19 protein-coding genes are annotated in these 15,362 nt (G+C 27.6%); 1 reads left to right on the plus strand and 18 read right to left on the minus strand.

Going from position 1 to position 15,362, the window contains the following annotated elements:
* Nucleotides 1–23: 23 nt before the first annotated feature.
* Together BABL1_RS00670 and BABL1_RS00675 are read right to left on the minus strand one after the other, a co-directional pair.
* Nucleotides 24–752 (minus strand): hypothetical protein, encoded by a 729-nt coding sequence (locus BABL1_RS00670; RefSeq protein WP_023791131.1) that lies wholly within the window; start codon nt 750–752, stop codon nt 24–26.
* 43 nt (nt 753–795) lie between these two features.
* Entirely contained in the window at nt 796–1,416 is a 621-nt protein-coding gene (locus tag BABL1_RS00675) for a hypothetical protein (RefSeq protein ID WP_023791133.1), read from the minus strand.
* 135 nt (nt 1,417–1,551) lie between these two features.
* Between BABL1_RS00675 and BABL1_RS00680 the strand changes: the two genes are divergently transcribed.
* Complete coding sequence (locus BABL1_RS00680; protein WP_023791135.1) at nt 1,552–2,730, plus strand: hypothetical protein; 1,179 nt, start codon at nt 1,552–1,554, stop codon at nt 2,728–2,730.
* Nucleotides 2,731–3,259: 529 nt separating this feature from the next.
* On the opposite strand, the gene ssb is transcribed toward BABL1_RS00680, so the two are convergent.
* The 16 genes from ssb to BABL1_RS00760 all read right to left on the minus strand — a co-directional run bounded on the left by ssb (nt 3,260) and on the right by BABL1_RS00760 (nt 15,303).
* A complete protein-coding gene (ssb, locus tag BABL1_RS00685) occupies nt 3,260–3,727 on the minus strand; it encodes a single-stranded DNA-binding protein (protein WP_023791139.1) in 468 nt (155 codons plus the stop codon).
* A 1-nt stretch (nt 3,728) separates the two neighbouring features.
* Nucleotides 3,729–4,139 (minus strand): hypothetical protein, encoded by a 411-nt coding sequence (locus tag BABL1_RS00690; RefSeq protein ID WP_023791141.1) that lies wholly within the window; start codon nt 4,137–4,139, stop codon nt 3,729–3,731.
* Nucleotides 4,136–4,696 carry a CDP-alcohol phosphatidyltransferase family protein gene (locus BABL1_RS00695; protein ID WP_023791143.1) on the minus strand — a complete coding sequence of 187 codons (561 nt, stop codon included), beginning with the start codon at nt 4,694–4,696 and terminating at the stop codon, nt 4,136–4,138. Before BABL1_RS00695 ends, BABL1_RS00690 begins: the two co-directional genes overlap by 4 nt.
* Nucleotides 4,697–4,762: 66 nt before the next feature.
* A complete protein-coding gene (locus BABL1_RS00700; protein ID WP_171814720.1) occupies nt 4,763–6,130 on the minus strand; it encodes a WD40 repeat domain-containing protein in 1,368 nt (455 codons plus the stop codon).
* Between the two features lie 233 nt (nt 6,131–6,363).
* Entirely contained in the window at nt 6,364–7,185 is an 822-nt protein-coding gene (locus BABL1_RS00705; RefSeq protein ID WP_023791147.1) for a TIGR00282 family metallophosphoesterase, read from the minus strand.
* A 59-nt stretch (nt 7,186–7,244) separates the two neighbouring features.
* Nucleotides 7,245–8,804, minus strand: coding sequence for a ribonuclease Y (gene rny / locus BABL1_RS00710; protein WP_023791149.1), 1,560 nt, complete (start codon nt 8,802–8,804; stop codon nt 7,245–7,247).
* A gap of 153 nt (nt 8,805–8,957) precedes the next feature.
* On the minus strand, nt 8,958–9,269 hold the full coding sequence (locus BABL1_RS00715; protein WP_023791150.1) for a cell division protein ZapA: 312 nt from the start codon (nt 9,267–9,269) through the stop codon (nt 8,958–8,960).
* Nucleotides 9,266–9,541, minus strand: coding sequence for a hypothetical protein (locus BABL1_RS00720; RefSeq protein ID WP_023791152.1), 276 nt, complete (start codon nt 9,539–9,541; stop codon nt 9,266–9,268). The genes BABL1_RS00715 and BABL1_RS00720 overlap by 4 nt, the downstream gene beginning before the upstream one ends.
* 117 nt (nt 9,542–9,658) lie before the next feature.
* A complete protein-coding gene (gene rplT, locus BABL1_RS00725) occupies nt 9,659–10,006 on the minus strand; it encodes a 50S ribosomal protein L20 (protein WP_023791154.1) in 348 nt (115 codons plus the stop codon).
* 49 nt (nt 10,007–10,055) lie between these two features.
* On the minus strand, nt 10,056–10,250 hold the full coding sequence (gene rpmI, locus BABL1_RS00730) for a 50S ribosomal protein L35 (RefSeq protein ID WP_023791156.1): 195 nt from the start codon (nt 10,248–10,250) through the stop codon (nt 10,056–10,058).
* A 43-nt stretch (nt 10,251–10,293) separates the two neighbouring features.
* Nucleotides 10,294–10,839 carry a translation initiation factor IF-3 gene (gene infC / locus BABL1_RS00735; RefSeq protein ID WP_023791158.1) on the minus strand — a complete coding sequence of 182 codons (546 nt, stop codon included), beginning with the start codon at nt 10,837–10,839 and terminating at the stop codon, nt 10,294–10,296.
* A gap of 20 nt (nt 10,840–10,859) precedes the next feature.
* Nucleotides 10,860–11,921 carry a recombinase RecA gene (gene recA, locus BABL1_RS00740; RefSeq protein ID WP_023791160.1) on the minus strand — a complete coding sequence of 354 codons (1,062 nt, stop codon included), beginning with the start codon at nt 11,919–11,921 and terminating at the stop codon, nt 10,860–10,862.
* A 142-nt stretch (nt 11,922–12,063) separates the two neighbouring features.
* The gene (locus BABL1_RS00745; RefSeq protein WP_146617264.1) at nt 12,064–12,600 is read right to left on the minus strand and encodes a hypothetical protein; all 537 of its coding nucleotides are present in this window, start codon (nt 12,598–12,600) and stop codon (nt 12,064–12,066) included.
* Nucleotides 12,588–13,667 (minus strand): SurA N-terminal domain-containing protein, encoded by a 1,080-nt coding sequence (locus BABL1_RS00750; RefSeq protein WP_023791162.1) that lies wholly within the window; start codon nt 13,665–13,667, stop codon nt 12,588–12,590. Before BABL1_RS00750 ends, BABL1_RS00745 begins: the two co-directional genes overlap by 13 nt.
* A gap of 53 nt (nt 13,668–13,720) precedes the next feature.
* The gene (miaA, locus tag BABL1_RS00755) at nt 13,721–14,695 is read right to left on the minus strand and encodes a tRNA (adenosine(37)-N6)-dimethylallyltransferase MiaA (protein WP_171814722.1); all 975 of its coding nucleotides are present in this window, start codon (nt 14,693–14,695) and stop codon (nt 13,721–13,723) included.
* Between the two features lie 65 nt (nt 14,696–14,760).
* The gene (locus BABL1_RS00760; RefSeq protein WP_023791166.1) at nt 14,761–15,303 is read right to left on the minus strand and encodes a CarD family transcriptional regulator; all 543 of its coding nucleotides are present in this window, start codon (nt 15,301–15,303) and stop codon (nt 14,761–14,763) included.
* Between the last annotated feature and the right edge of the window lie 59 nt (nt 15,304–15,362).

Genomic DNA, 15,362 nt, shown 5'->3' on the forward strand with positions numbered 1-15,362 from the left:
TAAACAATAAACATGATATTATTTTAAGATATAACCTTTCTGTATTTAATATAAATTTTGTCATTATTATTGGTATTTTCTTTATTATTTTCTAGCTCATTATCAAGTTTATCTTGATGAGTTTGAGAAGTTTCTTTGCTATATTTAATTTTATTAACAATATAAATTGTAACACTTACCAATAAAAATGCTATACCAATTTCATTAGAATATAATATGTTGGGACTATTATTTGATGAAATATGTCCAATTTTATAACGAGGACCATTACGATAAAGATATTTTAAAATAGTTTTCCCACCTATATTCCAAATCTTAATTTTTGTGCTCCCTATTTGAAAAACAACCGATTTATTTTTATAATCTTTAAAAGAAAGCCATTCTTTTAAAACTTTATTAGACAACTCTATAGGAATTTCGAATTTATTATAATAATTTCTTAAGATAACTCTTTTTTGATCAATAATATTTATTATATCTCTATCATTGAGTATAGAATTAAATAGTTGACAAACTAAATTAAGATTTTTTAATTCTTTTACTGATTGATAAAAACTAAATATATTATCTGAATTTATAATATAAGAATTTACTAATAGTTTAAAAATATTCAAAAGCAACTCATCGGATAAATTTGATATTAAAAATCTATTTTCTATTACTTGACTTTCGACCAAATTATCAGACATAGAAAAAATATTATTGGATAAATAAAAAAGCCACAAAAATACTATTGTTATTTTATGATTCATACCATCTCTCTTAACTTAGCTTGAAGCTACTTAAAACAAAATCTTATTTATTTAATTCACATTTAGGCTTAACAACTTTATTAAGATGGTCATCTTTCTTATCTTTTTTATAATTTTTTATATTCAATTTATAAGCAATAAAAGCAGAAACAGTACTTAATCCTGTATAAGCTAATAATTTATTAAAGAAAGATGATGACTTAATAGATTTTTTTGTATCAATATTACTTTTAGAGACTATTTTATCAAATTGTTCAACCGTCAATGGACAAGCCGATATCCTCAATCTAATTGGCTTATTAAATTTCTTCATAAATTTACGAATAAAATTATTATTACTAGTATATATAAAGCGTAATAGTTTTTTACTTATATAATATTTTGATTCTTCTTGATCAGAACAATTAACACAAGATAAAGCTTCATTTGTCTCTGATAATTGTTCTAATTTTTCATCTTCTTTTGAAAAAGAAGCTATAACTCTTTGACCATCTTCTGTAAAAAATACTTCTTTATCTGAATCATAATCAGCTTTTTTGTTGTTTTTCTGCTCTCTTTTATATGCTTTATCAGCATGACGCCACATTTTATAATTATCCATAGAATACAATTCAAAAGAAAAGTAAATAATATTAAATACTAAAAAAATTAAAGCCCAAAACATATTTCTACTCCTAAAAATTAAATTTAAATCTATTCTTTAGTATATTACTATAGACTTAATGACATAAATAATATATTTATTAAGAATATGACTTAATTGACCTATAATGTTACTTAAATTTTTAGGAAATATAACATGAAAAAATTTTACAAGCACCTTTTAATATTGATAACTATTTTGAACTTTTTTTACCAAATATATTCATTTGACAGAAGTTTTTTTTATCGTGCTTCTTCTTTTTGGGATGAACCACGGTTTGATAGAAATTGGCTAACAACTATTAATACTCAAATTGCTGGTGGTACTACATCATGCTCCAGAAACGGTTGTAGCGACAAAGTACCTTTATTCGGATTATATGGCCCTGAAAGCTTACTAATAGGCCAAGATTATAGAAAGATTATGTTTACTGGATACTTTGATATATTTGAAGTTAACTTAAATATCTATCAAAATTTTACTAATGGTCTTTTCTTACATGTTCATGTTCCGGCTGTTTCTGCGCAAATATTTCCTGATAGTTGTAAAGAATATAATAGAGATTGTTCTTTATTCTCACGATTTAAGCAAAGAGATCTAATTATGCTAAAAGATTCTCTAAAAGGTTGTGACTTAAGTTTAAGATCAATAAGAAATCGAGGATTTTCGGATACTAGTGTATTTTTAGGATGGACTATAAATTACGAAGATACTAATTATCTTGATTATATAGACGGAGCTTTTCAATTAGGAGCTCTATTTCCTACAGGTAAAAAAAAGAATCCTAATCTAGTATTTGATATTCCTTTTGGATATGGAGGCCATTATGGAATAACATGGTTAATAGATATAGCCATAGGAGGATACGATTGGTTAACTTTTGGTATTCATAATGATGGAGTAGGATTTTTTGACACAACACAATGTATATCAATAAGAACTCAAGAAAGTAAAACTGGAATTATAAGACTAGAAAAAGCAATAACCAAAATAAAATCTGGTCCAGTTTATAGAACAGGCGCTTACATAAAAGCAGATCATGTTTGCTGGGGTCTTTCAATCCTTACTGGATTCAGCTTTGAACAGAAAGATAAAAGTAAAATTATTTGCCTAAATTCAGAATTAAGCAAAAATATAGCCAATAATGATGAAATCTTAAAAAAATGGAATAGATGGAATCTGAATATTTTAGCAGAATATGATTTTGCTAAATATAATAGATTATTTAATCCTTTTGTATCTATTCTTTATAATTACACCATCACCGGTAAAAGAATCTTTACCACTAATATGATCGGAGGATATTTCGGATTTAATATCGACTGGTGCTTTTAATAAGAACAGAACCTCTCTTAAAATGTCGCAACTCAAAGTAAATTTTTTAGTATTAATATTACCAAAAACTTCATTAAAATTTTTAAATATTGATTCTATTAAATTTATTAATTCCGTTTTATCATTATTATAACTAATATCCGATATAGATTTTAAATAATCATGACGTAACGATTTAATTTCTTTAAATAACACATTTACAAACTCTTCCTTCTGCTCCTGGGTAGTATAAATAGCTCTTACTAGATCTATTTTGTCCCATATCTTCATAGATTTAGAAGTAAGATTGCAATAATTATTCTTAGAAGAGATAATAAAACTATAAAAAATAACTAAATAAAATAAACAATTTCTTTTAAACATATTAATTCTACATACTAAATAAATTTATATATCACATTAAAAGAATTGCAAATTGTATTTAGCAAAGTCAATAATTATTAATAAATAATAAGTAAATGGATAAAAAAACAGATATCAAATAAATATAATATCCATTTGATATCTGCTAAATTTTTCGAAAAAATTTTTAAAAAGGAAGATCATCTTCAAAAGGCATCTCGTCTTTTGCTAGAATATCAGAAGCTTTGCTTCTTAAACTGTTATTTGAACGAGAACCAAATTGATTATCAAAAGAATCGCCTTGAGCATTATCACTTTGTTGATTAGAAGATCCTAAAAATACCACTTTCTCAGCCACAATTGAATGTCTTCTTTTAATTTGTCCTTCAGATTCCCACTGATCATATTTCAAGCGACCTTCAACCAAAACTGGACGGCCTTTTTCCAGATATTGTTTACAGCTTTCTGCTTGATTACCCCATACGTCTACATCTATATAACAAACCTCTTGTACTAAAGTTCCATTTTGTTTATTTTTAAATTGACGGTTAGACGCTATACTTAACTTACAAACTGCTTGACCTGAAGATTGTTGCTTATAATCTGGATCTCTAGTAAGATTACCAATTATAATAATTCTATTAAAACTTGCCATGTTAACACCTTTCTTTGTTTTTGTCTTTTTCAATAAAATTAGTACGAGCCATTTTAAAAAACTCTACTATTTTACTCATATGTTTATCATTATCATCTTTTATTATTTTCAATTTATTTAAAGATTCTTCAAGCTCTCTTTTAGAAGCTTTGACTAATGGAGAATTTTTTTCATTATTAGCTAATTGAATAATAGCTCTATATATCTCTTGTTGATTATGAGCTATACTTTCTATCATTTTAGAATTTTGATTTAAAATTATACCTAAAGTTTCAGCTATTTCTTGTTTAATTTGACCAATTGAACGTCTTCTTGATGGGGTTGATAAAAAATTATCTGAAAAACTGTAAAAAATTGCAATAACTGACAATATAAGACTAAAACTAATTAGTTTTCTAAGTTTAAATTTCATACTATAAACTCCTTAAAAGCTTGAAAAGAATAGTGCATTAGTGTTAATAAATTTAACACAGTAATAAAATACAAGAATATATAAAAAATATTATTTAAGATATCGCTATCTATTTTTAAGATAATCGAACTCAAAATAAAAATAACAAAAAGTATCTGAAAAAAAGTATTCAATTTGCCTAGAACACTAGGTTTAATTTTAAAATTTATTCTATATACGCAATTTAAAATTAATGACCCGGATATTAATATAAGTTCTTTAAATATTATAATCACAGTAAACCATGAAGGAATCAAAAATAGATTATTTTCTATAAATAAAAGACTTATATAACATGAAATCAGTAGTATCTTATCGGCCAACGGATCTAATAAAGTTCCTATATAACTTTCTTGATTTAAAATTCTTGCTAAAAATCCATCTAGAATATCTGTAAATGCAGCAAATAAAAATAATGTTATTGAAACATGCCAATTACCTGATAATATATTTTTTACAATAAATGGAGTAAAAAAAATTCTTGAAATAGTAAGTAAATTAGAAATATTTAAATACAATTTTAGCCTTTATCAATATACTTTTCACACTTTAAAATTAACATATAAATCTAAAAATGTCCAAAACTATGACCGAATATAATTTAATAATTCATCAATAGTTTTTGCAAAAGGGGTATGTGTAATTTCAAAAAAATTATCCTTAGTTATATCAATTACCATACCATTATCTGAAGTTATTAACATATTGCTATAAAGATTGGTCACCTGTCGTTTTCTAACTTCTTTTAGATCAGTATTTGGAACAAAAAAATGTGGCTCAATCGAATAAAATAATTGACCAGTTTTACTATTCCATATTTTTATACCATCATCAGAACAAGTAACTAGAAACTCTTTATTTGGACTTATTTGAACCATATTTATATAGTTTTCATGCACAAAATTATAAATACACTCGTGTGTATCTAAATCCCAAAATTTAGCAGTATTATCATAGGATCCAGTCAATAAATATCTCCCATCTCTACTAATAGAAATTGAAGTAATTATATTATCATGCTTAAAAGTTCCTTTAAGTTCTCCGGTTTCTATATCCCACATTTTTACTTTAAAATCATAAGAACCGGTAAAAATAAAGCCTTGATTTATACTTATTACTGAGATATTTTTCTCATGAGCTTCCCACTCGCTTAAAAATTCTTTTTTATTAATATCAAATAATTTAATTTTACCTTCTTTATCAGATATAACTAAAACATTATCTGATAATTCACAAATTCCTATAGTATCTTTAAAAGTGGTTTGAAAAAACGGTACAGGCAAATCACTTTCCTCTACTTCCTCAGCATTATCATAAGGAACTAACTCAGCTATAGTAGCATTGCTTTTTTTGTCCAAAATTATGACATGACCAGTATTAGTAATCAATATAATGAAATTATTATCAGGACTTATAAGCAAATTTTTCACTCTTTTATCACTAGAAAAACAAGATAGCTCATTTCCATCTAAAGACCAAAGCTTAATTTTATTATCTTTAGATGCTGTAGCTATAAAAGAATTATCATTACTGATTGCAATACTTGTTATACCACTATTATTATTAAAATTCTTTTTTTGTATTACTAAACCTGAATCTATTTCGTATAAAACAATAGTATCTTCACCCACAATCGTTACTATATATTTTTTATCATTACTAACAGTACTATAGGTAATATCTCTTATCTGTCTATTAACTGTTTGCTTAAGCTTAAATAACTTTTCAAAGTAATTCGATATTAAATTACTTTTGATAATCTCTGCTATTTCTTCAGGCATTATATTAATTAAAGAATCAGTTAAAATAACTTTGCCATCCAAAATATGTTTTATCAGAGCTTTGGCTGATGAATTTGATAAACAATCTGGAATAATTAATTTCTTTTCTATTACAGGAAGTTGATAATGTATTTTTTGTTTTTTCAAATCTGAACTAAGAGGATTATCCATACAAATTATATGGTTATTAATTGTAACTATAGCAGTCACTATTAAAAAATTTTTCAAAAAAGAGGACATAATATTTTCTCTGTATTTTTAATATTTTTATTATATTTTGATTACATTTAGAAATAATAATAGATTTTGTCTACTATCTATAATAGTACAATATTAATATTTTTTTGCAAATTTTATAATAAAGAATAAATTAATCTTATTTGTGATATCTAAATATAAAGAAATTAACTGTTACCTAAAATATTAATTTCTTCATCCACTAAATAAACTCGTTCAATATTAAGAGCTTTACCTGTATCTGTATCTATTTCTATAACTACACCACACATAACCATAGGACCTTCAGTTTCTACTGAAAACCTAACAGGCATTTGACTAATCATGGACTGTATAATAGGAGCTTTTTTCATTCCAATCATAGAATTTAAAGCTCCTACCATACCAAGATCTGTTATATAAGCTGTACCATTTTTTAATATACGAGAGTCAGCAGTTTGAATATGAGTATGAGTACCTACTACAGCACTGACTTTTCCATCAAGATAGTATCCTATAGCTTGTTTTTCAGCCGTGGCTTCTGCATGAAAATCAACTATAATTATATTAGTTTTACTTTTTAAATATGTCAGAATTGTATCAACAGTCTTAAACGGACAAGAAACTTGTTCACGCATAAAAGTTCTACCCTGCAGATTAATTACCCCGACAGTAAAATGACCACAAGTAAAAACAGTAGCTCCCGTACCGGGACATTCACTTGGAAAATTCGCTGGACGTAAAAGATCTCTATTTTCATTTAAATATTGATATATTTCATGCTTTGCCCAAATATGATTACCTGAAGTTACAATATCTACTTTATTATGCTTAAAAAAGTTCATACCTTTCAAAGTTATCCCTCTACCATCAGCTGCACTATTTTCTCCATTAACAATAATAGCATCTACCTGATATTTCTCTTTTAAGGTACCAATATGCTTTTGAAACATTTGACATCCACTAGAACCAACTACATCTCCAATTAAAAGTACTTTTATTTTACTCATTAAATTTTACCTAATTATACTAATATAAAAATTGTTTAAAAATCTAAATAGCCAAATTATTATTTAGCATATTCAATAGCACGTTTCTCTCTTATAACATTTACTTTAATTTGTCCCGGAAAACTCATCTCTTTTTCTATTTTATGAGCCACTTCTCGAGCTAATATCATTGCTTTTTCATCATCCAATATTTCTTCTTCAACAATAATTCTTACTTCTCTACCTGCTTGAAGAGCATACGCTTTTTTCACACCTTCAAAACCTTGACAGATTTCTTCTAATTTCTCAAGTCTTTTAATATAAGTTGATAGTGTCTCACGTCTGGCTCCTGGTCGAGAGGCAGATATAGTATCAGCTATCATAACTATAAGACTATAAATAGATATTGCTGGCACTTCTTCATGATGAGCCGCTATAGCATTTACTATGATAGGATCTTCGCCACATCTTTTTGCAATATCAGCACCAATTATCGCATGAGGACCTTCCACTTCTGCTGAAACAGCTTTTCCTATATCATGCAATAAACCGCCTCTTAACGCTAATTCAGGATGAGGAAGGCCTAATTCTTCAGCTATCATACGAGCAAATAAACCTACTTCTACACTATGAACTAATACATTTTGCGAAAAACTGGTTCTGAAATGTAATTTTCCAAGTAAAGATATAATTTCGGGCTTTATACCTTGCAAATTAAATTGCAAAACAGCATTTTTACCATACTCTTGTATTATTTCTTCGATCTCTTTTTCTGTTTGATGAACAGTTTCTTCAATCTTAGTAGGATTAATTCTACCATCACTAATTAATTTTTCTAATGAACGTCTGGCAACTTCTCTTCTTATTGGGTTAAATCCAGAAATAGTAATAATTTCAGGAGTTTCACCAATTACAAATTCCATGCCAGTTGCAAGCTCTAAAGATTTTATATTTCGGCCTTCTTTACCAATTATTCTGCCTTTCATTTCATCACTCGGTAAATGAATAACTCCAGAAGATGCAGGTGAAACTTGATCTGCAGTATAACGTTGCATAGCTGTAACTATAATATTAACAGCCTTTTCTTTTGCAAAATGACGAGCCTCTTCTTCAACCTTTTGAACATACTTTTCATTTGATAAGCGAACTTCATTTTCCAAAGAATCAAATAAAGCTTGACGCGCTTCATCTTTGCTCATACCACTTATAGATTCTAATTTAAGAATCAGTTCTTCATATAAGCTTTTTAACTTTTGTTCATTTGCTCTTTGAATATCCGCTGTACGAGAAACTGTACGCTCTTTTTGCTGGAGCTCTTTTCTCAAATCCTCAAGACGCTGATCTTTATTTTCTATAGCTTCATATTTAGAATTTAATTTAGCTTGAAATCTCTCAAGTTCTGCTCTTTCTTTTTTAATCTCTAAGTCAAATTCTGTTCTTTTTTTATACAGTTCATCTTTCAGCTTTATTAAAGCTTCTTTTTTTTCAGTTTCTATATCTCTTTTAACGCTTTCTAACTTCGCTTGTGCTTCCTCAATTAACCTTTGAGCAATAAAGCTCTTTTTATAACCATACATAAGCAACAACAATGCCACAACTATTAGCGCTGCGGCAACAAACATAAAAATTAAACTAAACATCGTCTCTTCTTCCTATACTTTAAAAAAATTAATTTAAAAACAAATTAATTACCTATAGACTACCAAAATATAAGAGAATTAAAACATTAAGAAATAAGATAAATAAAAATAGGAAATCAATATACCCTCCCGAAAGAATTTGGGGAGGGTTATTTAGAATTTTTCGATATTTAATTGAGCAGTTTCCATATCGATAAAACTAAGTAATTTGTCGCTATACTCTTGAAAATGCTCAATAGTCTCTTTAGCCTTTAAAGACCTACTTGCAAACTGAAGTGCAACAAGTATGCCGATTTTATTCAACTCAGTATCAGGATATTTTTTTATAATTTCTTTGATATATCCATCTACCAATTCTGCAGCACTAATGAGATGTTTTTCAGATTCGTCACTTACAAGAAAATAACTCTCTCCAAAAATTGAGATTTGATATTTTCTCAATTTATTATCATATATATTATTCATCTCTCTTCTTGTTTAACCTCAACGAGTCGATCGATATTTCTAATTAACTCATCAACTACTTCTTTTGTTAAAAATCTTTCTTGATTTAATTGATCAATACTTTGACTTTCTTGAAGTAGAGAATTTTCTGCTGATTCTAAGCGACTAATTAGCTCCTCTCTCTCTTTGATTAGCTGGGCATTAAGATTCTTTTCTTCTTTAAGTAACTCTAAAACATTAGCAATCTTTTTCTCAAGAACACTTAATACTTCAAGGGAATTAGGTATTTCCATATCGTCTTCTCCTTTTATTACAAGGGTTTATATTGAAGCTGAATTTAACCCTAACTCCCAGTCTTTGTCAAGATAAGAAAATAATATTAATTTATTTCTTAATTAAATTGTTAATTATTAATGGTTTACAAATTCAACAATTTGGCTAAATACTTGAGGATCATAAACTGCTATTTGACTAAGCATCTTACGGTTAATCTCAACATTTGCATTTTTCAAGTTATGAATTAGAATGTTATATTTAGTATTATTAGTTTCTGCTGCAGCTTTAATACGCATAATGAAAAGAGAACGCATATCTCTCTTTCTCATCTTTCTACCTTTAAAGGCAAAAGCCATTGCACGTAACAAAGTCTCTTTAGCACGTTTAAAAATATTTTTACGCTGTCCCCAAAAACCTTTTGTTTGTTTTAAAAGTTTTTTATGACGTTTTTTGGTCATTACCCCGCGTTTAATTCTAGTCATTTTTTATCCTGATATTGTGTATTGTACTTTTTGTTTTTAATATTTTTAATTAATATGGCAACAATGGCGCAATATGATTTATATCACACTTTGCTATATATAAATCAGTTCTCAAATTACGTTTTCTTTTTGCTGATTTTTTGGTCAACAAATGGCGACGAAATGGCCTTGCTGCTTTAATTAAACCATTACCAACTTTTTTAAAACGTTTTTTTGCACCTGAATGAGTTTTAACTTTAGGCATTTATAAATCCTTATTATCTTGATTGTCTTATTTTTATGTTAATTTATTTTTTTAAATAATAAACTCGTGACCATGAATTAGATGTTTTTGCATCTTTTTCTTGAACCAGTTTATTAAGACCTAACTGTTCAAAAGAATTATTAATTTTATCAAAAAACTCTAATCCTCGCTCATTTAACCCTACTGCTTCTCGACCTTTAAACATTAAGGTTATTTTTACATGTTTAAGATCTTTAAGAAACTGAGCTGCTTGATTAATTTTTGTTTGATAATCATGCTCTCCAATTTTAGGCCGGAGCTTAATTTCTTTAACCTGAATAGTTTTTTGGTGCTTTTTGGCATCTGCTATTTGTTTTTTCTTAGCATACAAGGCTTTGCCAAAATCTAAAATTTTAGCAACTGGATAACCTTCTCCACCCTGGTCTGCCATTAAAACTAAATCCAGACCCGCATCTAAAGCTAATTTTAATGCTTCTTTTTTAGACAAAACACCTAAATTTTTACCATCATAAGAGATAACTTGCATCTTATCAAAAAGAATTTTTTCATTAACAGCAGGTATTGATTTGCCATCTATCTTTGATTTCAATGTAATTGTGCTCCCTTTAATTATATATTACTGTTTTCATTTATATTTATATCTACTTTTCTTGATTCAAATATCTGTTCTATATTATTGCGAATCTTTTTATAAAAATCGGTATTAGCTTTTAAAAACTGACATACTTGGTCTCTACCTTGAGCTATTTTTTCACTCTCATAAGAAAACCAAGAGCCCGCTTGTTTAATCACTCCACATTGTAGAGCTGCATCTAATAAATCTAATTCTTTACTAATACCTTCATTAAAAATTAAATCGACTACCACTCTTTTAAAGGGAGGAGCCATCTTATTTTTAACTAACTTAACAGCTACTCTATTTCCAAAATTTACATCATCTTTTTTTAGAGTTTCTATTCTTCTAACTTCAATTCTTAAAGAAGCATAAAATTTTAATGCATTACCACCTGTTGTTGTCTCTTTATTTGCAAAAGCCATAGCATTAATATTTTGACGAACTTGGTTAATAAATATTAAAATAGTCTTTGATTTATGCACTATAGGCGTTAACTTTCTTAATGCTTGAGACATGAGACGCGCTTGTAGACCAATATGCGTATCTCCCATGTCGCCTTCTAACTCAGTCTTAGGAACTAAAGCAGCAACAGAGTCAATAACTATAACATCAATAGCTCCAGATCGCACTAACATCTCAGCAATATCAAGAGCTTGTTCGCCATAATCAGGCTGAGAAATTAGTAAATCATCAGTATTAATACCTATCTTTTTTGCATAAGATGGATCTAAAGCATGCTCTGCATCTATAAAAGCACATATACCGCCTTGCTTTTGAGCTTGAGCAACTACTTGAAGAGCTATTGTCGTTTTACCAGATGCTTCTGGACCAAAAATTTCAATAACTCTTCCTCTTGGCAACCCTTTTATGCCTATAGCATTATCTATCAAAAGAGAACCGGTTGAAATAGCTTCAACATCTAAAGCTGTACTTTGGCCCAAAAACATAACTGAACCTTTACCGTACTGCTTCTCTATTTGAGATAGAATTACGTCAAGAGCTTGTTTTTTTGAGTCACCTTCAACTTCTAAGTCTTTTCTTAACTTTTCTTTCATATCAAACTCTTTCATAAATAACATCAAAATTAAAATTAAATTCCAAAATCAAAAAATTTTAACAAATTGAAATATCAAAAATAATTATTTTACATATTTAATTTTAACAATTTATTAATAAAAGAGCAATAAGACAATTATTTTAAAGCCTTAATAGTTCTTTGTTCAATCTTATATCAGCTTTCTTCTGCCAATCAGTCAAAAGATCTTGAAAAATATTCTTTACTTGACTTTGAGACAATTGAGATTCAAGAGCATCTTTTTTAGAATCAAAATCTTTTTCATTAAATGGTTCAATTTCCTCAAGCTCAACAATATAACCTATATTTTCTGATAAGTGTTCAACTTTATCTTTAGATTGAATAAGTTCTACTAACAATGAGTTCGGAATATTTTTATCCTTAATTGCTTTATTACTGCTATTTAATTCTAATAAATCGGTTTTTTCTAATTTTGCATTAAATATTTTTGCCAATTCTTCTATGGTCTTATTTGATTTCAATATTTCATTTAGATCTTTTTTTATCAGATCTAATGCATTAGATCTATATATATCTTTAATCACACTGTCTTTTACTGCAGATAGATCAGGAATATAACTTTTGCTAATCGACTTAAGTTCTACAATATAACCTTGACCTTCATTTAAATAAAATGCTTTATCGTTTATTTTTGCCAAAGAAAATACCTTTTCTGAGCCCACACTGGCATCTTTTTTGACAGAATTAATTTCTGATTTGATTGCTTTTTTGTTTTTACAAAATTATCTAAAATTGCTACATTATCTCTTGATTGATTTAATACTCTTTTAGCATCATTTTTGAAATCTGTTTCGAATTTCTCTAATCTTAATTGCCTTTCAATATCAGATTTATCTTTTTCTAAATCCCTATCATTTTTTTCAGCAAAATCTTTAATATCTTGTTCAGAAATAGATATTTGATAAGAATCTGGATTAAATGACCATAAATTTACAGAACGAAATTCAGGTACTCTATAATTCTCTTTATTTAAGTCAAAATAGCTTTCAATTTCTGCTTGATTTAATTTTTCTGATTCTGATTTTTTAATATAATTATTAATATCTAACTCAAGAATATTAAATTTCTTTTTAGAGTAATGCTTAATGTATTGTTCTTTTAAAAGATCTTGAGGAATATAGGATAAAGATTGCAAAGAATCTACAAATAAATTACGTTCAATTATTTCTTTTAATAGCGCTTCAAAATCTTCTAAAGATGTTTGTTGGGCCTTTAATGCTTGAATTAAAGAACTAGTATTTAGTTTCCCATTTTCAAAAACATCATTGGGTATTATGTTTGAAAGATTATCTTTAACAAACTCATTATCTTGTAGTTTCTGAGTAATATAATCAGCTCCTATATTAAAACCTGAGTTTTCAGCAGCACTTTGAACTACTTTTTGCTGAATTAAATTTTCCAACGCCATTTTTTCTGGATTACTTTTTGCATCAATTCCCCATAGTGATAAAAGCATATCAGCTTGAGCACCATATATTTGCTTAATTTGATTTATAACATAGTATAAATATCTTGCTTGTCTTCTATAATCAGATACAGGAATTGCAAGATTATTAACCGAAGCTATGCCTTCAAAATTTTGCTTTAAAAAAACATTTTGTACAAATACTAATAAGGAAACTCCACCTATTATTGAAAATAAACCTAACCATATTATCAATTTAAAAGCTGTGGATTTCATTTGTTTTCTAAATGAGTTCATCATATCGGCTGCCTTTCAAATAATTTTTGATTTCTTATTTTTGTTTTTTCATTTTATCATACAGAAACAAATTTTTCTATTTCTATACATAACTGATTTATATATAAATCAAGATTTAATAAAGTCAAGTTTATTTCCTTAATATCTTTAATAAAACCTTTAGATAGATTTGATAAAATTAAATCAGCCTTTAAAGAACGCCAGAAGATCAATTGCCTCTTGGCATAAGCTCTAGTCTTTTGAGATATATCTTGTACTAAGTTATCAAAATCGTAATCATCAAATGAGCTATTATCTAAATATTTAATAATTTCAGGATATCCTATTAACTTTTTCTTCAATAAAAATTTCTTCCAATTATTATCTAAATTTTTTACTTCTTCTAACCATCCCAAATCAAACATTTTATAAGTTCGTTGATTAATAATGGAATAAAGCTCTTCTCTCTCTCTAGTTATATAGTAAAAAAGACATTCCCCAGGGCAATCAAATTTCGGTTTTAAATTTGATGGTTTAATGGAAGTAGTATTCCATAAATAAAGAGCTCTTTCTATTCTATATCGATCATTTGAATGTATTTCTTGTGCTCTTATTTCATCAACCTCTTTTAATCTATTATATAAATCCTGAGTACTAATATTAGAAAAATCTAGACCATTAGACGAATTATTTAAAATAGATATAGGAGGATAAAATATAGACTTAACATAAAAACTAGAACCTCCAACTATTATAGGCAAAATATTATTAGCCCATAAGTCTTTTAAAAGTTTTAGTAAAATTTCTCTAAATTCACTTGCAGTTAAATCCTTAGGTTGATCTATTATATCAAATAAATAATATCTCGAACCATATTGAACATCAGACAAATCAGGTTTAGCAGTCCCTATTGATAAAGGCTTATAAAATTGTCCAACATCAATATTAACAATTGCAGTTTTTAACGATATAGACTGAGCCAACTTTTCAGCAAAATCTGTTTTACCTACACCAGTAGGGCCAGACACAATAATAAATTTTTTATTTATCATAATCATAAATTAAAGAGCCCGATAAAAGCAGGCTCTTTTTTTAATGTCTTTTTGGTTTGTTATAATTAAATTACTTTTTCTTCTTCAATAATTGAATTACATTTTACTTGTTGCAATGAACATAGCGATCTTAATTGCTCCATAGTCTTTTCACGTGCTACGCTTTCTACTAAAGAGATTTCTTCTACTAAAAGAGTCTCTGTTTGTTGTAACAAATTCTTTTCACCAAAAGATAGCTCTTTATAAGAAGAGATATATCTTAAATCTCTATAGACTTCTAATAAATCCTGTAGATTGCCTGTACGTAATTTAAGTTGGTACTCCTTGTTGCGCTTATTCCAATTAGTAGCCGCAAATTCGTATTGATTAGCTTTTTTAACTGGCGTTTTTAGCAAGCTAAAAGCCTCTTTTATTTTTTCTAGAGAGCTTAACCCTCTCAAACCTATTGAGCTAACATTATTGGTAGGAACCAAAACTGTTACATCCTTATTTAAGAATGTTAATTCGTAAAATGTAACCTCTTCACTGGATATGCATTTTTTTATCAAGCGATTCACTTTTGCAACACCATGACCAGGATAAACAACTTTTTCATTTAAGCAGAACATATTTAATCCTTTTTTGATTATGTTCACCCAAAAAAAGCTTTTACCTTGAACATATCATA

The organism is Candidatus Babela massiliensis, from assembly GCF_000513475.1.
GTDB classification, from domain to species: domain Bacteria; phylum Babelota; class Babeliae; order Babelales; family Babelaceae; genus Babela; species Babela massiliensis.